This window comes from Propioniciclava tarda (assembly GCF_900182665.1).
Taxonomy (GTDB): Bacteria; Actinomycetota; Actinomycetes; order Propionibacteriales; family Propionibacteriaceae; genus Propioniciclava; species Propioniciclava tarda.
In genome coordinates this window covers 30299-54277 of the sequence record NZ_FXTL01000003.1, presented here as the reverse complement: position 1 = coordinate 54277, position 23979 = coordinate 30299, and the positions used below count along the sequence as shown (strand labels likewise).

Annotated in this window: 18 protein-coding genes and 1 pseudogene; 8 read left to right on the top strand and 11 right to left on the bottom strand. The window is 70.3% G+C overall.

Features of this window, described 5'->3' with window-relative positions; translation table 11 throughout:
* Positions 1 to 69: 69 nt before the first annotated feature.
* Genes FN821_RS03960 through purN form a run of 3 tightly spaced genes read right to left on the bottom strand, consistent with a single transcriptional unit; the run spans position 70 to position 3108 of the window.
* A complete protein-coding gene (locus FN821_RS03960; RefSeq protein ID WP_131171351.1) occupies positions 70 to 927 on the bottom strand; it encodes a bifunctional methylenetetrahydrofolate dehydrogenase/methenyltetrahydrofolate cyclohydrolase in 858 nt (285 codons plus the stop codon).
* A 16-nt stretch (positions 928 to 943) separates the two neighbouring features.
* Positions 944 to 2533: a bifunctional phosphoribosylaminoimidazolecarboxamide formyltransferase/IMP cyclohydrolase gene (purH, locus tag FN821_RS03955; protein ID WP_131171352.1), complete on the bottom strand. Its 1590-nt coding sequence runs from the start codon at positions 2531 to 2533 to the stop codon at positions 944 to 946.
* The gene (gene purN / locus FN821_RS03950) at positions 2530 to 3108 is read right to left on the bottom strand and encodes a phosphoribosylglycinamide formyltransferase (RefSeq protein ID WP_131171353.1); all 579 of its coding nucleotides are present in this window, start codon (positions 3106 to 3108) and stop codon (positions 2530 to 2532) included. Before purN ends, purH begins: the two co-directional genes overlap by 4 nt.
* Before the next feature lie 108 nt (positions 3109 to 3216).
* On the opposite strand from purN, the gene FN821_RS03945 reads away from it, so the two are divergent.
* From FN821_RS03945 to FN821_RS03920, 6 genes are all read left to right on the top strand, one after another.
* Positions 3217 to 4275, top strand: a complete 1059-nt coding sequence (locus FN821_RS03945; RefSeq protein ID WP_131171354.1) for a hypothetical protein — start codon at positions 3217 to 3219, stop codon at positions 4273 to 4275.
* Positions 4272 to 5378 carry a glycosyltransferase gene (locus tag FN821_RS03940; RefSeq protein WP_131171355.1) on the top strand — a complete coding sequence of 369 codons (1107 nt, stop codon included), beginning with the start codon at positions 4272 to 4274 and terminating at the stop codon, positions 5376 to 5378. Before FN821_RS03945 ends, FN821_RS03940 begins: the two co-directional genes overlap by 4 nt.
* Positions 5375 to 6817, top strand: coding sequence for a lipopolysaccharide biosynthesis protein (locus tag FN821_RS03935; protein ID WP_131171356.1), 1443 nt, complete (start codon positions 5375 to 5377; stop codon positions 6815 to 6817). Before FN821_RS03940 ends, FN821_RS03935 begins: the two co-directional genes overlap by 4 nt.
* Positions 6818 to 6846: 29 nt before the next feature.
* On the top strand, positions 6847 to 7935 hold the full coding sequence (gene wecB, locus FN821_RS03930; RefSeq protein ID WP_131171357.1) for a non-hydrolyzing UDP-N-acetylglucosamine 2-epimerase: 1089 nt from the start codon (positions 6847 to 6849) through the stop codon (positions 7933 to 7935).
* A 157-nt stretch (positions 7936 to 8092) separates the two neighbouring features.
* A complete protein-coding gene (locus FN821_RS03925; protein WP_241660092.1) occupies positions 8093 to 9859 on the top strand; it encodes a polysaccharide biosynthesis protein in 1767 nt (588 codons plus the stop codon).
* 146 nt (positions 9860 to 10005) lie between these two features.
* A complete protein-coding gene (locus FN821_RS03920; protein WP_165489238.1) occupies positions 10006 to 11136 on the top strand; it encodes an O-antigen ligase family protein in 1131 nt (376 codons plus the stop codon).
* Here the strand turns inward: FN821_RS03920 and FN821_RS03915 are convergent.
* From FN821_RS03915 to FN821_RS03895, 5 genes are all read right to left on the bottom strand, one after another.
* Complete coding sequence (locus FN821_RS03915; protein ID WP_131171360.1) at positions 11110 to 12429, bottom strand: nucleotide sugar dehydrogenase; 1320 nt, start codon at positions 12427 to 12429, stop codon at positions 11110 to 11112. The two genes, FN821_RS03920 and FN821_RS03915, sit on opposite strands and share 27 nt — an antisense overlap.
* A gap of 25 nt (positions 12430 to 12454) precedes the next feature.
* The gene (locus FN821_RS03910) at positions 12455 to 13444 is read right to left on the bottom strand and encodes a Gfo/Idh/MocA family protein (protein ID WP_131171361.1); all 990 of its coding nucleotides are present in this window, start codon (positions 13442 to 13444) and stop codon (positions 12455 to 12457) included.
* Positions 13445 to 14539 carry a DegT/DnrJ/EryC1/StrS family aminotransferase gene (locus tag FN821_RS03905; protein WP_131171362.1) on the bottom strand — a complete coding sequence of 365 codons (1095 nt, stop codon included), beginning with the start codon at positions 14537 to 14539 and terminating at the stop codon, positions 13445 to 13447. It abuts the gene before it with no gap.
* On the bottom strand, positions 14536 to 15141 hold the full coding sequence (locus tag FN821_RS03900) for an N-acetyltransferase (RefSeq protein ID WP_131171363.1): 606 nt from the start codon (positions 15139 to 15141) through the stop codon (positions 14536 to 14538). Before FN821_RS03900 ends, FN821_RS03905 begins: the two co-directional genes overlap by 4 nt.
* Positions 15142 to 15203: 62 nt before the next feature.
* Positions 15204 to 16469, bottom strand: coding sequence for a cell division protein PerM (locus tag FN821_RS03895; protein WP_131171364.1), 1266 nt, complete (start codon positions 16467 to 16469; stop codon positions 15204 to 15206).
* Between the two features lie 109 nt (positions 16470 to 16578).
* Between FN821_RS03895 and FN821_RS03890 the strand changes: the two genes are divergently transcribed.
* Entirely contained in the window at positions 16579 to 18201 is a 1623-nt protein-coding gene (locus FN821_RS03890; protein ID WP_131171365.1) for a hypothetical protein, read from the top strand.
* A gap of 5 nt (positions 18202 to 18206) precedes the next feature.
* Here the strand turns inward: FN821_RS03890 and sucD are convergent, their stop codons facing one another.
* Both sucD and sucC read right to left on the bottom strand, forming a co-directional pair.
* On the bottom strand, positions 18207 to 19094 hold the full coding sequence (sucD, locus tag FN821_RS03885) for a succinate--CoA ligase subunit alpha (protein WP_131171366.1): 888 nt from the start codon (positions 19092 to 19094) through the stop codon (positions 18207 to 18209).
* Between the two features lie 89 nt (positions 19095 to 19183).
* Positions 19184 to 20347: pseudogene (gene sucC, locus FN821_RS03880) on the bottom strand (ADP-forming succinate--CoA ligase subunit beta); the annotation flags it as partial.
* A 233-nt stretch (positions 20348 to 20580) separates the two neighbouring features.
* On the opposite strand from sucC, the gene FN821_RS03875 reads away from it, so the two are divergent.
* Positions 20581 to 21306: a M23 family metallopeptidase gene (locus tag FN821_RS03875; protein WP_131171368.1), complete on the top strand. Its 726-nt coding sequence runs from the start codon at positions 20581 to 20583 to the stop codon at positions 21304 to 21306.
* Positions 21307 to 21418: 112 nt separating this feature from the next.
* Here the strand turns inward: FN821_RS03875 and pcrA are convergent, their stop codons facing one another.
* Entirely contained in the window at positions 21419 to 23836 is a 2418-nt protein-coding gene (pcrA, locus tag FN821_RS03870; protein ID WP_131171412.1) for a DNA helicase PcrA, read from the bottom strand.
* Positions 23837 to 23979 lie beyond the last annotated feature (143 nt).

Below are 23979 nucleotides of genomic sequence, written 5' to 3'. Positions count from 1 at the left end.
CCCGGCGCTGTCAGGTCGCGACAGCCCTGGACGCCTCGAGCCCAGGTCGCCCTGACCCACCTTCCCCGCTCAGCGACGCGCCAGCGCCTCGGCCCGGTCGACGACGTTCGACAGCAGCATCGCGCGGGTCATGGGCCCCACCCCGCCGGGGTTGGGGGCGATCGCGGACGCCTTCTCCCACGCGCTGGGCGCCACATCGCCGGCCAGCTTCCCGTCTGGCCCGCGCGACACACCGACGTCGAGGACGACGGCCCCCTCGCGGATGAGGTCGGCGGTGACGAGCCCGCCCACCCCGGCTGCTGCGACGACGATGTCGGCGCGCCGGGTGTGCTCGGCCAGGTCGCGCGTCCCGGTGTGGCACAGGGTCACCGTTGAGTTCTCCGAGCGGCGCGTCAGCAGCAGGCCCAGCGGACGCCCCACCGTCACGCCTCGGCCGACCACGCACACCTCAGCCCCGGCCAGCGGCACGTCGTAGCGCCGCAGCAGCTCGACGATGCCGCGCGGCGTGCAGGGCAGCGGTCCGGGCTCGTTGAGGACGAGGCGTCCCAGGTTCAGCGGATGCAGGCCGTCGGCGTCCTTGTCGGGATCGATCAGCGCCAGCATCGCGTTCTCGTCCAGGTGCCTGGGGAGCGGCAGCTGCACGATGTACCCCGTGCAGGCCGGGTCCGAGTTGAGCTCCGCGAGAGCGGACCGCACGTCGGCGTCCGATGCCTCGGCCGGCAGGTCGACCCGCAGCGACGTGATGCCCACCTCGGCGCAATCGCGGTGCTTCATCTTGACGTAGCTCTGCGAGCCGGGGTCGTCGCCGACCAGGACGGTGCCGAGTCCGGGCACGACTCCGCGCTCACGCAGCGCCGCGACCCGGACGGCCAGTTCTGCCTTGATCGCGGACGCCGTCGCTTTCCCGTCGAGGATCCGTGCTGTCATCTGATCGCTCCCTGGCTCAGTGGAAGAAGTGCCGGACGCCGGTGAAGTACAGCGGCACGCCGGCCTCAGCGCAGGCGGCGATCACCTCGTCGTCGCGGATCGAGCCGCCCGGCTCGACGATCGCCTTCACGCCCGCGTCGATCAGGATGCGAGCCCCGTCGGCGAAGGGGAAAAACGCATCGGACGCCGCGACGGCTCCCCGCGCGCGCTCACCGGCCCGCTCGACGGCTAGCTTGCACGAGTCGACGCGGTTCACCTGGCCCATCCCGACGCCGACGGAGGCGCCGGCGGTCGCGAGCAGAATGGCGTTGCTCTTCACCGCGCGGCAGGCGCGCCAGGCGAAGGCGAGGTCGGCGAGCGTCTCGGCGTCCACCGCCGCGCCGGCCTTGAGCTCCCACGTGGCGGGATCGTCGCCCTCGGCCTGGAACACGTCGCGGACCTGCATGAGCAGCCCGCCGTCGATCGGACGCGTCTCGACGCCGCCCCGCGCTGGGGCGTCCGCGACGAGGATGCGCAGGTTCTTCTTGGCCTGCAACACCTCGAGCGCCGCGGGCTCGTAGCCGGGAGCGACGATGACCTCGGTGAAGATCGGCTTGACCTGCTCGGCCATCGCCAGCGTGACGGTGCGGTTGGCGGCGATCACGCCCCCGTAGGCGCTCACCGGATCGCAGGCGTGGGCGCGCGCGTGGGCGTCCGCGATGTCGCGTCCGGTCGCGATGCCGCACGGATTGGAGTGCTTGATGATCGCGACCGCCGGCTCGTCGAAGTCGGACGCCGCCCGTCGCGCCGCGTCCGTGTCGACGTAGTTGTTGAAGCTCATTTCCTTGCCACCCAGCTGCACGGCCCCGGCGAGCCCGGGCGCGCCGAAGCCGTTGGCGTACAGGGCCGCCGGCTGGTGGGAGTTCTCGCCGTAGCGCAGCACGGCCTGGCGCTGATACGTCCCGGCCAGCCAGGTCGGGAAGCCAGTGCCGTCGGTGTCGTCGGTGAGGAAGTAGCCCATCCAGGACGCGACGGCCACGTCGTAGGCGGCCGTGTGCTGGAAGGCCTTGGCGGCCAGACGCTTGCGGTCGGCGAGCGTGAACCCGCCGTCGGCCAGCGCCTCGATGACGCCGCGGTACTGGTCGGGCGACGTCACGATCGCCACGGACGGGTGATTCTTTGCCGCGGCGCGCACCATGCTGGGACCGCCGATATCGATCTGCTCGACGCACTCATCGGGCGTCGCCCCCGATGCGACGGTGGCTGCGAACGGGTACAGGTTGCTCACCACGAGGTCGAACGGCTCGATGCCGAGCGCGGACAACTGGTCGCGGTGGGTCTGGAGGCGACGGTCGGCCAGGATCCCGGCGTGCACGCGCGGGTGCAGGGTCTTCACGCGGCCGTCCAGGCACTCGGCGAAGCCCGTCAGCTCGGACACCTCGGTGACCGGGACGCCGGCGTCCACCAGCGCCCGGAAGGACCCTCCGGTCGACACGATCTCTACCCCGGACGCCGCCAGCGCCTGGCCGAGGTCGACCAGTCCTGCCTTGTCGTAGACCGAGATGAGCGCTCGTCTGATCGGGACGCGTCCGGGATCGAGCGGGCTGGACTGGCGGGCGTCCGTCATGGGTGCCTTTCGTCGGCGAGGGCGTTGATGGTGTCGATGAGCAGGGCGCGCTCGGCGACCTTGATGCGTTCGTGGAGGGTGTCTTCGGTGTCGTCGGGTCGGACGCGGACCGGCTCCTGGGCGAGGATGCGTCCGGTGTCGACCCCGGCGTCCACCTCGAAGACCGTGCAACCGGTGACCTTAACGCCGTGCGCGAGAGCGTCCGCGACGCCGTGCATGCCGGGGAAGGCCGGCAGCAGCGCGGGGTGGGTGTTGATGACGCGTCCGGCGAAGCGCGCGAGACACGAGGCCCCGAGCAGCTTCATGAAGCCCGCGCTGACGACGAGGTCGGGCGCGTGCGCGTCGATCGCGTCGGCGAGGGCGGCGTCCCAAACGGCCCGGTCGGACCCGGCCGCGAGCGGGTGGACGAACGTCGCCACGCCCGCCGCCTCCGCCCGAGCCAGCGCCTGGATGCCCGCCCGATCGGAACCGACCGCCACCACCCGGGCACGAAGCTGGCCGGACGCCTCGGCGTCCAACACCGATTGAAGAAGGGTTCCCGAGCCCGACACCAGCACCACGAGTCGCAAGCTCATGAGCTCACCCTAGCGATCCCCCACCGGCGCCCAGAACGCGTTCCGGCCGGGGGTCGGCCTGGAAGGGGTGTTCGTTAGACTGCTTCGGACGCAACGAAGGAGGCAACCGTGGGCCGTCCTCGGCTGGCGATCGGACCCGCGAACTACGCCGGACAGGCCTACGCCTGGGCAGAGGCTGTGAACCGCCACCTGGACGCCGACGCCGTCGCCATGACGGCCGACCGGCGCGGTGCCGGCTTCCAGTTTGACTCGCACCGCCGCATCCCTCGCTGGAGCTTCTACAACCCACTCCTGTCGGGATCCCGCTCACGGCGTCTGCTGCGGCCCTACTCCCACGTGATCCTCGACGGCTACCGAACGCTGTTCTACGACCGGTCCGGACGAGGCTTCCGCGCCCAAGCCGAGCTTGTGAAGCAGCAGGGACCCGCCTTGGGCCTGCTCGCTCATGGCTCGGACGTCCGCGACCCGGACGCCCACCTGTCGCGACTGCCGCACTCGTATTTCACGGAGGGCGGTCAGGCCTGGGTGGACGAGCGACGCGCGATCACGGCGCGCAACCGGGAGACGGCCCGCAGCGTCGGCGTCCCGCTGTTCGTCAGCACCCCCGACCTGCTGCGCGACCTTCCCGACGCGAGCTGGGTGCCGGTCTGCGTTGATGCACCAGCGTTCGCCACGGAACGCACGCCGCTGGCCCGACGGGTGCCCAAGGTGCTGTTCGTCCCGAGCTGGCGCCAGCCGCCCATCAAGGGGACGCGCTACATCGAGCCCGTGCTGCAGGGCCTGGCGGCGTCCGGACGGATCGAATACCTCGCCGCGACCGGCGTCCCGCATGCCCAGATGATCGACTTGGTGAAGGACGCCGACATCGTCGTCGACCAGGTGCAGTCCGGCTTCTACGGGGTCGCTGCGGTCGAGGCGCTCGCCGCCGGACGGGTCGTGATCGGCAGCATCGAGGGACTCGGTGACGTTATGCCTGAGCTGCCCCCCATCCTGGACGCCTCCCCCGCCACGCTGCTGGACGTCCTCGAGGGCGTGTTGACAGCGCCGGACGCCGCCGCGGCAACCGCAGCTGCCGGACCAGCCTTCGTCGCCCGATGGCACGACGGACGCGAGTCGGCGCGACGCCTGGCCGGCTTCCTCGGCCTCCCCGATAGGCTGGCGAGGTGACCGAACCCCGGATCGTCCACCTGAGCACCGTGCATCAAACGCGCGACAACCGGATCTACAACAAGCAGGTCCCAGCGCTGCTGCGCGCCGGCTACGACGCCACGTTGGTCATCCGCGCGGACGCCGACGAGGTCGAGCCGGTCCCCCTCGTGGCACTGCCGACCCCACGCAACCGGATCGAGCGACTCACCAAGACCCAGGTGCACGCGTGGCGGGCGCTCAACCGCCTCAAGCCCACGATCCTGCAGATCCACGACCCCGAGCTCATCCCGCTGGCCTGGGCCTGGGCCCGGCTGCACGGGGCACGATGCATCTTCGACTCGCACGAGGAGCTGGTGAAGCAGGTCGACTCGAAGGCCTACCTGCGCTCGTGGCAGATGCTGCCGGTCAGGGCCTACGCGCACGTCCTCAACTTCTGGGCTGACAAGGGCATGGACGCCATCGTCACCGCCACGGAGACCATCGCCGAGGGGTTCCGCAACCCCAACACTGAGGTGGTTCACAACTACCCGCTGCTGGACAGCTTTTCCGCCGAGCCCGCGCCCGTGCCCGGGCGGATGGTCTACGTCGGCGACCTGTCCGAGGAGCGCAAGCTGTCGTTCATGCTGGACGTCACCCGCCGCGTTCGCGAGCAGGTGCCCGAGGCGCACCTGGTCCTGGCCGGACGCATCGTCGCCGACGGCGAGCCCGCGATGGCCGCCCGCGACACCGAGTCCGTCCAGTACCTCGGCCTGCTCCGCCCCACGGAGGTGCCCGCCGTGATCGCGTCCGCCCAGGTCGGGCTGCTGTTCTTCGCCCACGTCCCGAACCACGAGAAGGCCCTGCCCAACAAGCTGTTCGAGTACATGGCGGCCGGCGTCCCGTTCGCGGCGACCGACATGGCCTTCTGGGTGTCCGAGTTTGGTCCCCTGGACGCCGGCGCATTCATGGACAGCGACGATGCCGAGGCGACGGCGTCGGCGCTCGCCGACCTGCTGCGCGACCCGTCCCGCTGCGCCCACCTGGGAGCCAACGGACGCCGGGCCGTCCACGAGCAGTTCACGTTCGCGTCGCAGGCGGAGATCCTGGTCGGCCTGGTCGATCGGCTCCAGGGACGCCGGTGAGGTTTCGCCCCGTCGAACTCGACAATCCTGCGCCGACGTCGACCGCCCGACGCGGGATCTTCTCGCTGGCCACGATCGGCCTGCAGGGGGGCACCCGGTTCGCATCCAACTGGCTCATCGGACTGCTGGCAGGCAAGGCCGTCTTCGGCCTGGTGGCCAACGCGACCGCGCTCGCGTTCCTCCTGAACACCGCCTGGCCGTCCAGCACGCAGGGGGCGGCGTCCAAGTTCATCGCCCGAGCCCGCGGCAAGGGCGACCCGGACGAGGTCGCGGCGGTGGCCCGGCACGTGGGCGTCCGGGTGCTGCAGGCGATCGGCGTCCTCGCGGTTGCGGCCCCCGTGGTGTGGCACTTGATGTACGGGCGGCCGGCCTGGGAGGGGATCTGCGTCAGCGCCATGGTGGTGGCCGTCGCGGCGTCACAGTTCGCCCGTGGCGTCCACTTCGGGGCCGGTCAGGTCGCCCGGGGCACCAAGGTCGACCTGGTCACCAGCGTCATCGGGGTCGGCGCGACCGGCATCCTGCTCGCCCTGGGCGTCCGGAACATCCTGCTCACCCTGCCCTTGACCATCGCGATGACCTGCTACGCGCTGCTGTGCTGGCCGTGGACGGCGCGCGGGAAGCCGGCGGCCGACCTACGCGCCGAGATCGACAAGTTCGTCACGTTCGCCGCGCTCGGCAGCATCGCCAGCGCCGGCATGCTGCAGCTCTCCCAGCTGATCGCGGGTGGGCTGTCCACCGAGCTGGCCGGCGAGTACGCGCCCGCGCTACAGCTCGTCACGCCGCTCTCGATCATTGCGGGCGCGCTCACGCTGGTGCTGTTCCCGTCGATGGCGGAGGCCCAGGGAGCGGGCGATCTCGACCGGTTGCGCCGCACCACGGACCTCGCGACCCGCGGCTTCGCCGCCGTCCTCATCCCGGTCTTCGGTGCCCTGGCCATCGCGGCGCGTCCGGTCATGGAGCTGGTCTGGGTGGGTCGCTACCCGGAGTCCGCGCACCTGATGCCGGCCTTCTGCCTAGCCCTGCTGGTGCAGAACGTGGCGGCGCCCGCGGTCGGGTCGATCACCAGCGGCCCGCACCGCCACATGTGGTATCCCCTGACCCTGTCCTGGGTGGGGCTCGCCGTCGCCGTCGCCGGCTGGGCGGTGGCGGTTCCGCAGTGGGGCCTGCTCGGCGTCGCCGGCGGTTACGCCGCGGGAGCCCTCACCACCGCCTTCGCGTTGCTGGTCGTGGCCTGGCGGATCAACGGCCAGCGCTGGGTCGATCTGGTCGTCTACCTCGCTCTGGGAGCGGTGTCCATCGCCGGACTGAGCTGGTGGCGGCAGACCCAGCCCGTGAACCACGTCCTCGATGTCGCGGTCGCGGTCGGCTTCGCCCTCGTGGCGGTTGTGCCTGGTCTCCCCACGCTTCGCTCCTTGGCGGGACGCCGACGCTCGGCCTAGGTCCCGCCCGCCACCCCTAGGATGAGCCTGTGCGGATCATGAGCGTGGTCGGGGCGCGGCCCCAGTTCGTCAAACTCGGACCCATCGCCCGCGCGTTCCGCAGCCACCCTGAGATCGAGCACCTGATCGTCCACACCGGGCAGCATTACGACCCGATGCTGTCGGACGCCTTCTTCGCCGACCTCGAGATCGAGCCGCCGACCGTCCATCTCGGGGTCGGGTCGGGCACCCACGGACGCCAGACCGGCGCGATGCTGGCAGATCTGGACGGCGTCCTCGAAGAACACGCCCCCGACTGGGTGCTGGTCTACGGCGACACCAACTCGACCCTGGCCGCCGCGATCGCCGCGGTGAAGATGCACATCCCGCTCGCGCACCTCGAGGCCGGCCTCCGATCCTTCAACCGCCGGATGCCCGAGGAGCACAACCGGGTCCTCACCGACCACGCGGCCGACCTGCTGCTCGCCCCCACCGAGGTGGCCGTCCAGCATCTCGTCAACGAGGGGCTCGGCGGCAAGGCCCGGCTGGTGGGTGACGTGATGACCGACGTCTGCTTTTCGACCCGGGACGCCGTCGCCGGCGACCACCCAACCCTCCCGGCCGGCGTGTCGCCGGACGCGCCCTACGTCGTGGCGACGATCCACCGGGCCGACAACACCGACGATCCCGCCCGACTCTCGGCCATCGCGGACGCCCTCGGGCAGGTCGCCGCGCCGGTGGTGCTGTTGGCCCATCCCAGGCTCGTCGCCAAGGCGGCGCAGGCCGGCATCGAGCTGGCCCGCGGCGGCGTCCACGTCGTGTCCCCGCTGGCTTACCCGCAGATGGTCCGGACGGTCGCGGGCGCCGCCGGAGTCATCACCGACTCCGGTGGCCTGCAGAAGGAGGCCTACCTCCTCCGGACGCCGTGCACGACGCTGCGCTCCGAGACCGAGTGGGTGGAGACCCTGGTCGACGGCTGGAACATCCTCGATCCCGCACTCGAGCGCCTCACGGAGGTGGCCGTTCGGCCGCGTCCGACGGGTCAGCAGGCGCAGCCCTATGGCGACGGACGAGCGGCATCCCGGGTCGCACAGGTGCTGCTGGACGAGGGGCGTCCAGTCGAGGTTGGCAGCCGATAACGGCTTGTGGCCCGCACGGCGTGTCGGGCAGCAGGGGCCGCACAGCTAGACTTGTGCCCGTTCAACGAACTTTGGGGAGGTTGTTGACGTGCCCACGTCTTCGCGCATCGGTTTGCTCAGGATTGGCCTCGCAGCCTGGGATGCGCTCAGTTGGGCCTTGGCTGCCATTGCCCTGGTCATCGCGCGCTACAGCCTGACCTTCACAGACCTCAACACGCAGGTGGTGGTCGTCTACGCCTTACTGGCGATGGTCCTTCAGGTGGTCACCGGCATCTCCACGAAGCTGTATCGGGGACGGCACCGCGTAGCCTCCTTCGAGGAGGCCCTACTGCTGGCCCTCATCACCTTGGGCATCGGAGCAATCCTCGCTCTGGCTTTTGCCGTCTTGGCGCCGCCCAGTTACCCGCGCGTGGTCACGTTCACCGTGCCGTTCGCGGCGTTGGCCCTCATGGCCGCCGGACGTTTCCTGTTCCGCACCATGGCCCGCAGTCAGCACGCGCCAGAGGCCGAGCCCGTCATCGTCTACGGCGCGGGCAATGCTGGCCAGCAGCTCGGACGCCTCCTCGAGTACGACGCGGACGCCCCGTACGAGATCGTCGGGTACATCGATGACGACCCCAACAAGCGCAACCTGCACGTTTCCGGGACCAAGGTCCTCGGCGACCGGACGCACCTGGTGGCAGCGGCACGAAAGGCGTCCGTCAAGACCGTGATCGTGGCGATTCCGACGGCCACCCGACAGCTGATGCGCGACATTTCTGCCATCACCGAGGAGGCCGGGCTCAAGACCCTGGTCATGCCTCCGACCCGCGAGATCGTGGCAGGTCGCGCGCGGCTGACCAGCCTGCATCAGCTGGACGTGACAGATCTCCTCGGCCGTGCGCAGATCCAGACCAATCTCTCCGAAATCTCCGGCTACCTGCAGGGCAAGGTCGTGTTGGTGACGGGCGCAGGTGGTTCCATCGGCTCGGAGCTGGCGCGACAGGTCTACCGATTCGGACCGAAAGAGCTCGTCATGCTCGACCGGGACGAGTCGGGGCTGCACGGCACGCAGCTCTCCATCTTCAAGCAGGGTCTGCTCGACACACCGAACATGGTGCTGTGCGACATCCGGGACGCCGAAGCGCTGGATGCCGTCTTCGCAGCCCACCGCCCGCAAGTTGTCTTCCACGCGGCGGCGCTGAAACACCTGCCTATGCTTGAGCAGTACCCGGCGGAGGGGTGGAAGACCAACGTCCTCGGCTCTCTCAACGTCTTGATGGCCGCTGAGAAGTATGGAGTCGACCGCTACGTCAACATCTCCACCGATAAGGCCGCCGACGCGACCAGCGTGCTAGGGACGACCAAGCGACTGGCGGAGGAACTGACCGCCTACTTCGCGCAGACCACTGGGAGGACCTACCTCTCAGTGCGTTTCGGCAACGTGCTGGGCTCTCGCGGATCGATGTTGCACACGTTCACCGCCCAGATCGAGGCTGGCGGACCTCTGACAGTGACGCACCCGGACATCACGCGATTCTTCATGACGATCCCGGAGGCGTGCGAGCTGACGATCCAGGCTGGCGCCATTGGCGAGCCCGGTGACGTTCTGGTGCTGGACATGGGTGAGCCCGTGCGCATTCTCGATGTGGCCAAGGGCCTGATCAACCGATCGGGAAGAGACATCAAGATCGTCTTTACGGGGCTTCGCCCGAACGAGAAGCTGCACGAAGTGCTGTTCTCGGGTGACGAGGACCGGTCGGCCACCTCGCACCCGCTGATCAGCCGGGTGGCGGTCCCACCGTTGGCACCTTCGGACCTGGCCTCCATCGATGGAGGCGATCCCGAGGCGATGCGAACACTGACTCGTCAGTCGGGCCCGGCCCATGAGACGGTCGCCGCCTCCGCTGGTTCCGGCGTCACGACGGGGGACGAGTCGGCATGACCGTCGGAGGACGCCGTCACCGTGAGCTCCTCGCCGACATCGGCCTCTTCGTCCTCCCGTCTCTAGCCACCGTGGCCCTCTACTTGCCGAGTGGCGTGTTGATGCCGTTCCGCCTCGTCACCTTCGGCCTCGTCGCACTGGCCGTGGTGCGGATCGCCGCCTGCGAACGGACTGTCGACCGCGTCATCATCGCCTTGGGCGGCCTGGCGGCCATCGTCGGCGTCTTCGGCCTCGTTGGCTGGCTGCGCTACGGAATCGGCCCCGGGGCGGTAGACGACGCAGTGCGTGTGGCGTTGTTGTTGTCGCTCGCCATCGCTGTTGCCATCCTGGCCACCCCCCGGTCGGTCGTGTGGCTGCTCGCCGGGTGGTGTGCAGCGGCAGCGCTAGCCATCCCCGTTGCCCTCTGGGAGATCGCGTCGGGCGACCATCTGCCGAAGAACTTGTACAAGCTCGACGCACCCAGCTTCGACTGGAACCCGATCGCCAGCTGGTTCGACAACCCCAACCTGCTCGCCTACCAGTGCGCCTTGATCTTGTTGGTTCTCCCCCTCGCGATCAGCGTGCTGCCGAGGTGGGCATCCTGGCTCGCTCTTCCGGCTGCGGTGATCATCGCTTTCGTTCTGCTCGCCACCAACGGACGCCTCGCGCTGCTGGGCGTCTTTGTTGCTGTGCTCCTCTGGCTGGCTCGCTCGAAGTGGGGATGGCTCGGGATAGGCGTGGGAGTCGCCGGCTTTGCCGCACTGGTGGCCGCCGGATTCGCCCCTGCCCGACGTCTATGGCTGCTCACCCTGCAGGTCATCTCGACCTTCGACCCCAATGGCGACCCTCGCGACGCCGCTCGACTCAGCCTCGCGAAGTCCGGTTGGTGGATCGCCCAGCAGACTCAGTTTCTGGGCACCGGCCCGGGCGGGTTCTCCACGTGGTCGATCCGGCCGGACAACCCGTACAAGTGGAACCAACTCAACAACGCCCATTCTGGACTGGTCGAGATTCTGTCCGAATACGGGATCGTGGCCGCAGCGCTGACGCTCGCAGCCCTGACTCTGGTCGTCGTGTACGGATGGCGATCGGCACGCATCGAGCCCCGGGGTACGCCCGCCATCGCCGCGTTTGTTGCAGTCACCTTGGCGGCGACGTGGGTGGTGCTGTCTGCCTGCCACTCGACGTGGCTCCGTCAGCCCCTCTCGGCGATGCACATCGCGACCATCGTGGTGCTCATCAGCGCGTTCTCCTGGCGTGGCCGAGCTGCGTCAAAGCCCGTCCCGGCCGCCCCCTGAAGCAGCCTGGCCGACGACCAGCCGGCTGACGCCCTCCCAGCGCCCGGGGTCCGTGGCCCTTCGGCCGTCGACGACGACGCGGACGCCGGGTAAGTCGTCCGCTCCCAGTGACTGGTACTCAGGATGATCGGCCTGGACGATGGCGGCGTCCACTGGCTCACCGAGGTGGTACGGATCGAAGCCGTAGCGGCGCAACTCCTCGTCGGTGAACATGGGGTCGTGCACCAGCACCCGGGCCCCGCGGGCGGCGAGCCCGGTGACGGTCGGGAAGACCCCGGAGAAGGCCGTCTCCTTGACCCGTCCGCGATAGGACGCCCCCAAGACGACGACGGTTCGTCCGCCCAGTCCCCCCAGGGCGCCCTCGGCCAGACCGATCGTGTAGTCGGGCATGGTCATGTTGGCCTCACGGGCGGCGCGGACGATGGTGGCGTCCGGGTCGGTGTGCAGGTAGAGGCGCGGGTACACGGGGATGCAGTGCCCGCCGACGGCGATGCCGGGCAGGTGAATGTGGCTGTACGGCTGGCTGTTGGACGCCTTGATCACGCTGAAGACGTCAATGCCGTTGGCGGCGGCAAACTTCGCGAACTGGTTCGCCAGGCCGATGTTGACGTCGCGGTAGGTCGTCTCGGCGAGCTTGGCCAGCTCGGCAGCCTCGGCCGAGCCCAAGTCCCAGACGCCGTTGCCGTCGGGCAGGTCCGGACGGTCGTCGAACTCCAAGACCTCGCGGTAGAACGCGATCCCCCGGGCCGTCCCCTCGGGGCTCAGTCCGCCCACGAGCTTGGGGTACTTGCGCAGGTCGGCGAAGACGCGTCCGGTCAGGACCCGTTCGGGCGAGAAGACGAGGTGGAAGTCGCGGCCCTCGACCAGGCCGGAGACCTCCTCGATCAGCGGACGCCAGCGGTTCCGCGTCGTGCCCACCGGCAGCGTCGTCTCGTAGGAGACCAGCGTCCCGGGCGTGAGGTGCTCGGCCAGCGAGCGGGTCGCGGCGTCCATCCAGCCGAAGTCGGGCTCCCAGGTGGCGTCGTCGACGAACAGCGGGACGACGATCACGACGGCGTCCGAGCCCGGGACGGCGTCCGCGTAGTCGGTGGTGGCGCGCAGGCGTCCGGCGGGGACGAGCGCCGACAGCTTCTCCTGCAGGTGCGCCTCGCCGGGGAAGGGCTCGACCCCCCGGTTCACCAGGTCGACCACCGACTGCTGCACGTCGACGCCGACCACGTCGTGGCCCTGCTCCGCGAACTGGACCGCGAGCGGCAAGCCGATCTTGCCCAGGGCGATGACCGAGATCTTCACGAGCTTCCTCTCGAGGGGGGACGGACTAGACGATGGCCACGAACCGGTCAGTGCGGGCCGACTCGATCATGGCCTCGCAGACCTGGAGCACCGCCGCCCCCTGCTCCAGGGTGACGATGTCGGACGGCTTGCCGAGGACGGCGTCCCGGAAGTGCTCGTGCTCGACGCGCAGCGGCTCCGGCTTCTGGATCGCCAGGCGGCGAACCTCGCCCTCGGACACCCCGCGGAACTGTGCGATGTCGTCCCACTGGGTGGTGACCGAGCCATTGCCGTAGAACGTGAGGTCGGCGGTCAGGGTGTCCGCGACGAACATGCCCTTCTCGCCCGTGACGATCGTCATGCGCTCCTTTGCGGGAGTCAGCCAGTTGACCAGGTGGCTGGACGTCAGACCCCCGGACAGCTGGCAGGTGGCCGCGACCATGTCCTCGTACTCCCGACCGGACTTGAACATGGTCCGCGCCGACACCAGCTCGTAGCGCCGCTGCGTCACCCAGGCGGTCAGGTCGATGTCGTGGCTGGCCAGGTCCTTGACCACTCCCACGTCCGCGATGCGGTTCGGGAACGGGCCCTGGCGCCGGGTCGCGATCTGGTAGAGGTCGCCGAGTTCGCCGGCCTCCAGCCGGCGCCGCAGGCTCTGCAGCGCCGCGTTGTAACGCTCGATGTGCCCAACGGCGCCGATCAGGCCGGCGTCCAAGAAGGCGGACGCCAGCGCCTTGGCCTCGCCCGTGGTCTTGGCCAGTGGCTTCTCGATCAGAGCGTGGACGCCCGCGGCGGCCAGCTTCTGCCCGGCGTCCGCATGGAACTCCGTGGGCAGCGCCACGACCGCGTAATCGAGGCCCGCCTCGATCAGGGCCTCGACGTTCGGCAGCACCGGCAGGTCGCCTGCCACGCCGTGCGGATCGCCCTGAGCGTCCGCCACAGCGACCAGATCGACGCCGTCGATCGCACGCAGGTTGCGCGCGTGGTGACGTCCCATCATCCCCAGGCCGATGAGGCCCGCCCTCAGGTTCGCCATTTACGCACCAGCCTTCGCCAGGGCGTTCACGGCGGTCACGATGCGCTCGAGATCGCCCTGCGACAAGGACGGATGCACCGGCAGCGACAGGCATTCCAGCGCGGCCTGCTCGGTGTTGGGCAGGTGCTTGTCGACCTGGAACGGCTTGAGACGGTGGTTCGGCACGGGGTAGAACATGCCCGACCCGACCGCGTACTCGTCCTTCAGAGCCTTGGCCAGCCCGTCGCGGTCGTGCGGGACGCGGATCGTGTACTGGTGGTAGACGTGCACCGCGCCCGGGGCCACCGGCGGCGGCGTCACGCCCTCCAGGTGGGCCGTGAGGAACGCGGCGTTGGCCTGCCGCTGGGCCGTCCAGGCGTCCACCTTGGTCAGCTGGACGCGTCCGATGGCGGCGTGGATGTCGGTCATCCGGTTGTTCAGCCCGACGACCTCGTTGTGGTACTGCTGCAGCATGCCCTGGTTGCGATAGAGCCGGACGTTGCGCTCGACCTCAGCGGTGGCGCACGACACCATCCCGCCCTCGCCCGATGTCATGTTCTTGGTCGGGTACAGCGAGAACATCCCGAACGTGCCGAACGCGCCGACGGGCGTCCCATGCAGCGACGCGCCGTGCGCCTGGGCGGCGTCCTCGAACAGCAGCAGGCCGTGCTGGTCGGCCAAGGCCGCCAAGGCGTCCATCTTCGCCGGGTGCCCGTAGAGGTGGACCGGCATGATCGCCTTCGTCCGCTCGGTGATGGACGCCGCCACGGCGTCCGGATCGAGGGTGAAGTCGTCGAGGGCGATGTCGGCGAAGACCGGGGTCGCGCCCGTGAGCGCCACCGAGTTGGCGGTTGCCGCGAACGTGAACGACGGCACGATCACCTCGTCGCCGGCCTTGATGCCGCTCGACAGCAGGCCGAGATGCAGACCGGACGTGCCCGAGTTGACCGCGACGCAGGCGCGACCCAGGCCGAAGTGCGCGGAGAACTCCGTCTCGAACGCGGCCACCTCGGGGCCCTGGGCGATCATGCCCGAGCGGAGTACCCGATCGACGGCCGCCCGCTCCTCGTCGCCGATGATCGGCTTCGCGGGTGGGATGAAGGCCAGGTCCGTCATTTCTCTCCGTTCACGCGGGTGAGGGATTCGCCATCTTGGACAAAGCGGTCGCCGGTGCGCTGATCCAGGTACTCGTTGTCGCCGATCTGCTCCAGGGGGAAGCCGGAGCGGCCGACCCACTTGATCCGACGGGCCGGCACTCCGGCCACGAGCGCGTAGTCGGGGACGTCGTGGACGACCACCGCGCCGGCGGCCACCGTCGCCCAGCGTCCGATGACGACCGGAGCCACGCACACGGCCCGCGCCCCGATGGACGCCCCCTCGCGACACGTGACGCCCACCGGCTCCCAGTCGTGGGCGCTCTTGGAGGTGCCGTCCGGGTTGATGGCGCGCGGGAAGGTGTCGTTCGTCAGCACCGCAGCCGGGCCGATGAAGACCCCGTCCTCGAGCAGGGCCGGCTCGTAGACAAGGGCGTAGTTCTGGATCTTGCAGTTGTCGCCGACGTGCACGTCCGTGCCGATGTAGGCGCCGCGTCCGACGACGACGTTCCGGCCCACGCGGGCGCCCGACCGCACCTGGGCGAGGTGCCAGATCGACGACCCGTCACCGATCGAGACGCCGTCGTCCAGGTCAGCGGACGGCAGGATGCGTGGCTCAGCCATAGGTGCTCCGATGTCAGAAGTTCGTCGCCAGCGACACTATCGCCGATAGGTCCGGCACCACGTCAGACAAGCCCAAAGGGGGCCGTCTCGTCCAGCTGCGGATCGTCGATCAGGGTCGGACGCCGCCTTCGCCAGACCGCGTGCGCCAGGCCCGCCACCACGGCGCCCGCCACGATCGGCAGCCCCCCGTTGACCAGGAGTTCGGGAAAGCGAGGGCCTAGGCCGACGAGGCGTCCGGTGCCGAGGCTCCCGCGCGCCAGCCAGGACGCGATCAGGAAGCCGGCGGCGGCGCCCGCGCCCGAGAGCGCCGCCACGAGCGTCCGTTCCGCGGGGCTGGAGCCCGGCTCAAGCCGGTCGAGGCGACGGCTGGCCGCCAGTCCCGCCGCCAGGCCCGCGATGGGCGCGATGAGCAACAGCACCCAGCCCTGCGCCGGCGGAACCGTCGGCAGGGCGCCCGCGATGGGCAGGCCGGGAACCAGCCCGCCCACGGCCACCCACGGGGTGAACAGGGTGCCGGCGCCGACCGTGAAGCCCGCGCCCGTGGCGTACGCCGCCGTCCAGAGCAGCAGGGTGGGCGCGTAGGCGAGGTAGCAGACCACGAGCAGCACCGCGCCAACGGCGTCCGGGGCCACCGCGGACTGGAGCGCGCCGATCTGGGCCGTGTGGGTGACGATGGCGATCAGGAGGGCCACTGCCGCGCCCAAGCCGAGGAGCGCCAGACCGACGCCGGTTCCGCGCAGCGCCGCCCGCAGGCCGATCGGCAGCCGAACGCCACAGGCGCGGATCGCGCCGATCAGTGAGCCCGTGCCGGCCACCGCCACGGCGCCGACGAAGGCGGACGCCGCCTGGCGCGGGGGCGCCACCAGGCTGGCCAGCAGCAGCACCAGGAGCGAGTAGGTGATCGTGCACGTGCCCGCGACGAGGGCGGCCGTCCGGATGCGCGCCTGACCGTCGTCCTCGCGCTGGCCAGCCGCGTAGCGGGCCACGGCAGCCATGGCGACGGCCACGAGTCCGGTGAGCCCCAGCGGTGTCAGCCCGACCGTCAGCCCCGCGACGGTGAACGGGACGCCATGCAGGCCTAGCCAGAGCTGGGCGATGGTGTCGAGCACCGTCGTCGGCGGCAGCCGGGTCATGGTGAGCCAGCCGGCCGCCACCGCCACACCGACCGTCACCCACCCGAGCAGGACCGCAGCCCCGGAGCCCAGCAGCGCGGACGCCACCCAGGGCAGGTACGGGATCCTGCCGATGCTCCCGGACAGGTCGCGTTCAGCCGGGTTCGAGACCGCCAGTTCGACGGACGCCGGGGAACGGTCAGTGGGCTTGGGCATGGTCCCACCATGCTCGACCCGCGCGGCGGGCAGCCGGGCGGGGACACGCCACGGGGGCTAAAATCGCGCTCAGCCCCACGCCCTGAGTTCGCCAGACAGGAGAAGCGCGATGTCGGACGCCGAAACGCCGCTTCCCCGTCGCGGGCTTCCGCCGAGCCAGGGTGGGTCCGCCGCCGACCCGGCGCGCCGGTGGGCCGACGTCGTGGGACCCGCCGTCGAGGGGTCCCCCGACCAGGTCCCCCCGCCGCTGCCGGTGCTTCCATCGACGTCCCGGGGAGCCTCCGCCGGGCGCCGGTTCTCCGCGGACGACCTGCCGGACGACTGGGAGCCGGCCGCCCCCCGCCGCTCGGCCTCCAGCCCCACCCGCTTCGGCATGTCGCCTGGCGAGACCCAGACCGTGCCGCGCGTCGGGGCCGGACGCTACGTCGCGTCGCCCAGCGAGACCCAGATGGTCACCCGGATCGGTCATGCGACGCGCGTCGCCGGACCATCGCCCCGGGAACCGTGGCTCCGCCGTTGGCTCTGGCCCATCGTCGCGGTGGCCGTCGTGACGGCGCTGGTTCTCGCGGGCTTCCTGCTCACGCGTCCGCCATCGGCCGGCCAAGCGGTGCCGTCGCCCACGCCCACCCTGAGCCCCTTCTCGGAGCCGGCCGAGCTCGACGGCGTCCGCGCCGCGACGACGTGGGCGGCCACCACGGACGCCTCCCCCGACGAGACCCGGGGCATCCGCTGCGTGCGGCCCTCGACCGAATTGTCCATCCCACCGGTGGCCGGGAGCGTCCACCGGCGGAGCCTGTCCGCCACCTCCGGCGAGCCCGCCACGATCGTCCAGCAGCTCGAGACCTACCAGACCGCCGAGGCCGCGACGCGGGCCTTCAGCGAGCGCTCGGTCCAGCTGGGCTCCTGCGCGGCCACGCCGGATCACCTCGCCAAGGGCTTCGTCGTCACCGGGCTCGCGGACCAGTCCGTCGCCGCCGAGGCGGTCGTCCAGGACGCCTCCGGTGCCGTCCACCGCATCATGATCACCCGCACGGGCACGACCCTGCTGCTCGTGGACGCCACCGCGCAGACGCCGTTGCTCATGGACGCCCTCGCTCGCGCCGTCGCTCCGGCTCTCACCCGACTCTGCGGTTCGACGCACGGCACCTGCCCAACCAACCCCACCGTCACCCTTTCCTCCGTTCCGCCGCCAGGCGACTTCCCGGGCTCCCTCGCGACGGGCGACCTGTTCCGGGTCACCCCGGGCGCCGGCAGCTGGGTCGGCGCCCAGATCAAGCCGCTGAAGCTGGTCGGATCGGAGTGCGAGGGCGTCGACCTCACCGCGCCCGCAGGCGTCGCCGCCGCCCAGCAGCACGCCTACGTCCTGACCGACGACCCCAAGGCGTCCGCCCACTTCGGCCTCGACGAGGTCGTGTACGCCTTCGCCACGGACGCCGACGCGAAGGCCTTCTCCGACACCGTCGTGGCCAATGTGACCAACTGCGCCAAGACCAAGCAGACCGCTTCCGTGACGGCGCTGGCGAAGGTCGCGGGGGCGGCGTCCGGACAGCTGTTCACCGTCGACCAGCGCAAGACCGTCGACACGGTGGCGCGGTCGCGGGTCGTGGTGGCGGCCCAAGGCGTCCACGCGATCTACATCGCGGCCAACCCGACGTCCGACTACGACCTGCCGGACGCGTCCTGGCTCGCCATCGCCGAGCGCGCCCTCGCGCGGACGGCGCAGTTGCCCTAGCCGACTCAGCGCCGCAGGGCGCGCATCGCCTCGCGAACCATGTCCGCCGTCTCGCTCGGGGTATGCCCGACCCGGACGCCGTTCGCCTCAAGCGCGCGCTTCTTGGCCTGGGCGGTTCCGGCCGACCCCGACACGATGGCGCCCGCGTGGCCCATCGTCTTGCCCTCAGGTGCGCTGAAGCCGGCGATGTAGCCGACAACCGGCTTGGTCACGTGCTCGGAGATATAGGCGGCGGCCCTCTCTTCGGCGTCCCCGCCGATCTCGCCGATCATGACGATGACGTCCGTTTCGGGGTCGTCCTGGAAGGCCTGCAGACAGTCGATGTGGGTCGTCCCGATCACCGGATCGCCACCGATTCCGACGCAGGTTGAGAAGCCGAGGTCGCCGAGCTCGTACATCATCTGGTAGGTCAACGTGCCCGACTTGCTGACCAGGCCGATGTGGCCCGCGCGAGCAATGTTGGGCGGGATGATGCCGACGTTGCTGCGGCCGGGCGAGATGAGTCCGGGACAGTTGGGACCGATCAGCCGGACGCCCTTGGCGGCGGCCGCCGCGTAGAACTCGGCGGTGTCCCGCACCGGGACGCCCTCGGTGATGCACACGATCAGCTCGACGCCCGCCTCAATGGCGTCCATGACGGCCGACTTCGTGGAGGGGGCCGGGACGAAGATGACGGACACGGTGGCGCCGGTGGCGTGCCGGGCCTCGCGCACGGTGTTGAACACCGGGATCGGGTCCTCCTCGAACGTCACCGAGGAGCCGCCCTTGCCGGGCGTGACGCCCGCCACCACGCGCGTGCCGAACATCACCATGCGCTGGGTGTGCTTGCGCCCCTCGCTACCGGTCATGCCCTGGACGATGACCTTCGAGCGGTGATCCAGCCAGATCGCCATCAGTTCGCTCCTTCGCACGCCGCATCCGGCGCCTGCTCGCCGTGGTGGAGTCTGTCGTGCAGCGCATGCCCCTCGGGACCCATCGCCGCGCTGGCCAGTTCGGCTGCCTTGGTGGCGGCCCCGTCCATGGTGTCCACCATGGTCACCAGCGGGTGCGCGTACTCCTCGAGCATCGCGCGGCCGACGGTGACCGCGCTGCCATCTAGCCGGACCACGATCGGCTTGGTGGCGCGGTTGCCCAGCTGCTTGAGCGCCTCGCGGATGCCCTTCGCCACCTCGGAACACGCCGTGATGCCGCCGAACACGTTCACGAAGACCACGGTGACTTGCGGGTCGGACAGGATGATGTCGAGGCCGTCGGCCATCACCTGCGCGTTGGCGCCGCCGCCAATATCGAGGAAGTTGGCCGCCTTCGGGTGACCCGGCAGGCGGCGTCCGGCGTAGGCGACGACGTCGAGCGTGCTCATCACCAAGCCGGCCCCGTTGCCGATGACGCCCACCTGGCCGTCCAGCTTCACGTAGTTCAGATTGCGTTCGCGGGCCCGGATCTCCAGGGGGTCATCGAGGGACTCGTCCCGCAGGTGGGCCCACTCCGGGTGCCGGAAGGCGGCGTTCTCGTCGAGGCTGACCTTGCCGTCCAGCGCGAGGATGCGACCGTCGCCCGTCTTCACCAGGGGGTTGACCTCGACCAGGGTGGCGTCCGATTCGGCGTAGGCCTTGCCGAGGAGCGTGATGACGCGAACGATCTCGTCGCGGTCGGCCTCGGCGAACCCGGTCAGCGAGACGATCTCGTCGGCCTTAGCGGCATCCAGCCCGCTCCGCGGGTCGATCGGCACCTTGATCAGCGCCTCGGGCTTCTCCTCGGCCAGGGTCTCGATGTCCATGCCGCCCTCGAGGCTGCACATCGCGAGGTAGTTTCGGTGCGCGCGGTCGAGCAGCACGGAGAAGTAGTACTCCTCGGCGATGTCGGCCCCTTCGGCCACCATCACCGAGTGGACGATGTGTCCCTTGATGTCCAGGCCGAGGATCTCCCGCGCCCTGGCCTCGGCCTCTTCGGGCGAGCGGGCCAGCTTGACGCCACCGGCCTTCCCGCGACCGCCGACCTTGACCTGGGCTTTGACGACCACCGTGCCGCCGCCGAGAGCGGACGCCGCGGCGTGCGCCTCCTCGGGGGTCCGGGCGAGCAGGCCCCGCAGCACCGGGACACCGTGGGATTCGAACAGGTCCCTTGCCTGGTACTCGTACAGATCCATGGCAGCTCCTCGCCTTGTCCCGTCGCGACCCGAGGAGCCTAGTCGAGCGGGTGTCCGCGGTGTAAGGCCGAATCCGCCTGGGCGAATGGCGCGTACCCAGGCTGGTTGACGGGCCACCGCAGGGCCACGCCCAGAGCCATCCACAGGCTGGACCAGATTCCTCGAAATTGCTGAGAGATTCTCATGCGCTGCTAAGGTAGGGCCACCGACCGACCACTCCTGGGGGGAACCGCGTGTCCAAGCCCGCCCCGCGCCGCGCACTGCCGCAGCCGCGACGAGCGAACGCCTTGCGGCGTCCGATCGCCAAAGGCGTCAGCGCCGCCCTCGTGACAGCCCTCGCGTCCGGCCTCGGGGTCTACGGATTCAGCCAGGCCACGTCCGCGTCGGCCACGGCCCCCACACCCGTGACGCTCACCCCCCTCGTCGTCGCCCCCACCCCGGTCAAGGCCGTCACCGACGGCTACGCCCTGGCCAGTGCGGAGGTCGTCGCCCGGCAGGACGCATTGGAGACGGTGCGCAAGGAGATCAGCGCCGAGGCGGCGCGCCTGGACAGCCTGGGCAGGTTCTTCTTCCCGGCCGTCGGCGCCATCGGCTCACCGTTCGGCATGCGCTTTCACCCCATCCTCCACATCTGGCGCCTGCACGACGGCGTCGACATCGGAGCCGACTGCAATTCGCCCATCTGGGCCTCGCTCAGCGGCACCGTCATCGAGGCGCAGCGCGGCAGCAGCTCTGGCAACTACGTGAAGATCGACCACGGGATCGTCAACGGCCACAAGCTGGTCAGCGCTTATCTGCACATGAACAAGATCCTGGTGCAGAAGGGCGACGTCGTCGCCCGCGGGCAGCAGATCGGGCTGGTCGGCTCGACCGGGCTGTCGACCTCGTGCCACCTGCATCTCGCCGTTTATCAAGACGGTAAGGGCACCGACCCCGCCCGCTTCCTCACCAAGGGCTGAGGCCCACGGGCCGAGGCTGGGCCGCGACGGCACAGCGACGACGAAACCCTAGCCAGCGCCTGGCTACAGCACAGCGCGAACCATCCCGCTTCGCTGTGACGCCGATTCACCCTCAGAGCTTCTCCATGGGCGCGTGCTTGACCGAAAGCTCCTTCACCCCGACCGACCCGAAGTCGACGGTCGCCTTCAGCTGATCGCCCGCCCCGGACGTCTCGGTCACCGTGCCGAGCCCGAAGGTGGTGTGCAGCACCCGATCACCGACGCCCAGGGAGGCCACCCGCGGCCCCTGCTGCGTCGCGGCGCCGGGCGTGAAGCCGACGGTCTGCCGCCAGGACGCCTCCCGGCGCACCCGTTCCGTGGTCCCCCAGCCACCCGTGGCCGGCGCGAGGCGGCGCCAGTCGATGAGCCGGTCGGGGATCTCGCTGATGAACCGCGACGCGGGGTTGTACTGCGGCTGGCCCCACATCGTCCGGACGGTGGCCCGGCTCAGATACAGCCGCTGGCGCGCCCGGGTGATGCCGACGTACGCGAGGCGACGCTCCTCCTCCAGCTCCTTCGGGTCACTCAGCGCCCGCAGGTGCGGGAAGATCCCGTCCTCGAAGCCGGTCAGGAACACCACCGGGAACTCCAGCCCCTTGGCCGTGTGCAGCGTCATCAGCGTCACCACGCCACCACCGCCGTCGGCCGCGGGGATCGAATCCGAGTCGGCGACGAGGGCGATGCGTTCGAGGAAGGCGCCCAGGGAGTCGTCCGGCTCGGGTGAGCCCGCGGCGAGGCCAGCGCCGGCCTCGCTGTCGCTGCTGGGGGTGACGTCCTCGGTGTGCGCCGCCGCGACGAACTCGCCCGCCACGCTGACCAGCTCGACGAGGTTCTCGAGGCGGGTCTGGTCCTGGGGGTCGGTGGACGCCTGCAGCTCGGCCAGGTAGCCGGAGTCGGTCAGGATGCTGGTCAGGATCACGTCCGCCGACACGCCGTCGTCCACCATGGCCCGGTGCGCGGCGATCAGCTCGGCGAAGGCGGTCAGCTGTTTCGCCGAGCGCGGCGCGAGCCCGGGCACCTCGTCGATGCGGCCCAGCGCGGCCGAGAACGACACCCGTTCGGACGCCGCGAAGGCCTCCACCATCGCCTCGGCGCGGTCGCCGATGCCGCGCTTGGGCACGTTCAGGATGCGCCGGATGCTGACGTCGTCGGCCGGGTTCGAGATGGCCCGCAGGTACGCGATGGCGTCCCGTACCTCGCGCCGCTCGTAGAACCGGACGCCTCCGACGACCCGGTACGGCAGGCCGACCCTGATGAACACGTCTTCGAAGGCGCGGGACTGGGCGTTGGTCCGGTAGAAGACCGCGACGTCGCCGTTGGCGGCCGCGCCGGCGTCCACCAAGGCATCGATCTCGCCCGCGATGAACCGGGCCTCCTCGTGCTCGGTGTCGGCGACGTAGCCGACGATGCGGTCGCCGTCGCCGGCGTCCGACCAAAGCCGCTTCTCAGGGCGGTTGGCGTTCTTGGTGATGACCGAGTTGGCCGCGGTGAGGATCGTCTGTGTCGAGCGGTAGTTCTGCTCCAGCATGATCGTCTGGGCGCCCGGGAAGTCAGCCGCGAAGCCGAGGATGTTGCGGATGTCCGCGCCCCGGAAGGCGTAAATCGACTGATCCGAGTCGCCGACGACCATCAGCTCGGGCGGTTCGACGGCCACCTCCCCACTGGACGCCGCAGTGCCGGTCGACACCCCGCACAGCTCGCGGATCAGCGCGTATTGGGCGTGGTTCGTGTCCTGGTACTCGTCGACGAGCACGTGCCGGAAGCGCCTGCGGTAACGCTCCCGAACGTCCGGGAACGCCTGCAACAGGTTCACCGACATCATGATGAGGTCGTCGAAGTCGAGGGCGTTGGCTGCCGTCAGCCGCCGCTGATAGTCCGCGTAGCAGTCCGCGAAGATCTCCTCGGTGCCGTTGATCGCCTTGCCACGGGCCGATTCGAAGTCGATCAGCTCGTTCTTGCAGTTGCTGACCCAGTTCATCACCGAGCGCACCGGGTACTTCTTGGTGTCGATGCCGGCGTCGCGGACGACCAGCGACATGAGCCGCTTGGCGTCCGTGTCGTCGTAGATCGAGAAGTTCTTGGCCATGCCGAAGCGGTCGATGTCGGCCCGCAGGATCCGGACGCAGGCGGAGTGGAACGTCGACACCCACATCAGCCGCGCGCGGTTGCCGACGAGCTCGACGACGCGCGAGCGCATCTCGGCGGCGGCCTTGTTGGTGAACGTGATGGCCAGCACCGAGCCCGGGTGCACGTTCCGTTCGCTGATCAGGTAGGCGATCCGCCGCGTCAGGACGCGCGTCTTGCCGGACCCGGCTCCCGCCACCACGAGGACGGGCGAGCCGGCATGCAGGACCGCCTCGCGCTGGGGCGGGTTCAGTCCCTCGAGCAGTTCGTCGCCTCGGGGACGCCGAGCCTTCGGCGCACCCGGGACGCCGACGCCCGGCTCCCCTGCGCCGGGCTCCCCGGTGCGCTGGACCGGGGCCGCGAACATGGCCGCGAAGTCGACCTGCAGCGCCGGCGCGGCGGCGTCCGACCTCGGTGCCGACGGTGCGGACGCGACGTCCGGCCGGCTCGGCGGCTCGACCGGCGCCTCAGCCCGTCCGCGCGCCCGCAGCACCCGGTCGGCGACGCGTC

What these genes read in the sequence shown, in the direction of transcription:
- FN821_RS03960 (WP_131171351.1), bottom strand. Translation starts at nt 927, where the DNA reads ATGACAGCACGGATCCTCGACGGGAAAGCGACGGCGTCCGCGATCAAG.
- purH (WP_131171352.1), bottom strand. Translation starts at nt 2,533, where the DNA reads ATGACGGACGCCCGCCAGTCCAGCCCGCTCGATCCCGGACGCGTCCCG.
- FN821_RS03890 (WP_131171365.1), top strand. Translation starts at nt 16,579, where the DNA reads ATGTCGGACGCCGAAACGCCGCTTCCCCGTCGCGGGCTTCCGCCGAGC.
- pcrA (WP_131171412.1), bottom strand. Translation starts at nt 23,836, where the DNA reads ATGTTCGCGGCCCCGGTCCAGCGCACCGGGGAGCCCGGCGCAGGGGAG.
- FN821_RS03905 (WP_131171362.1), bottom strand. Translation starts at nt 14,539, where the DNA reads ATGACGGACCTGGCCTTCATCCCACCCGCGAAGCCGATCATCGGCGAC.
- FN821_RS03895 (WP_131171364.1), bottom strand. Translation starts at nt 16,469, where the DNA reads ATGCCCAAGCCCACTGACCGTTCCCCGGCGTCCGTCGAACTGGCGGTC.
- sucD (WP_131171366.1), bottom strand. Translation starts at nt 19,094, where the DNA reads ATGGCGATCTGGCTGGATCACCGCTCGAAGGTCATCGTCCAGGGCATG.
- FN821_RS03900 (WP_131171363.1), bottom strand. Translation starts at nt 15,141, where the DNA reads ATGGCTGAGCCACGCATCCTGCCGTCCGCTGACCTGGACGACGGCGTC.
- purN (WP_131171353.1), bottom strand. Translation starts at nt 3,108, where the DNA reads ATGAGCTTGCGACTCGTGGTGCTGGTGTCGGGCTCGGGAACCCTTCTT.
- FN821_RS03910 (WP_131171361.1), bottom strand. Translation starts at nt 13,444, where the DNA reads ATGGCGAACCTGAGGGCGGGCCTCATCGGCCTGGGGATGATGGGACGT.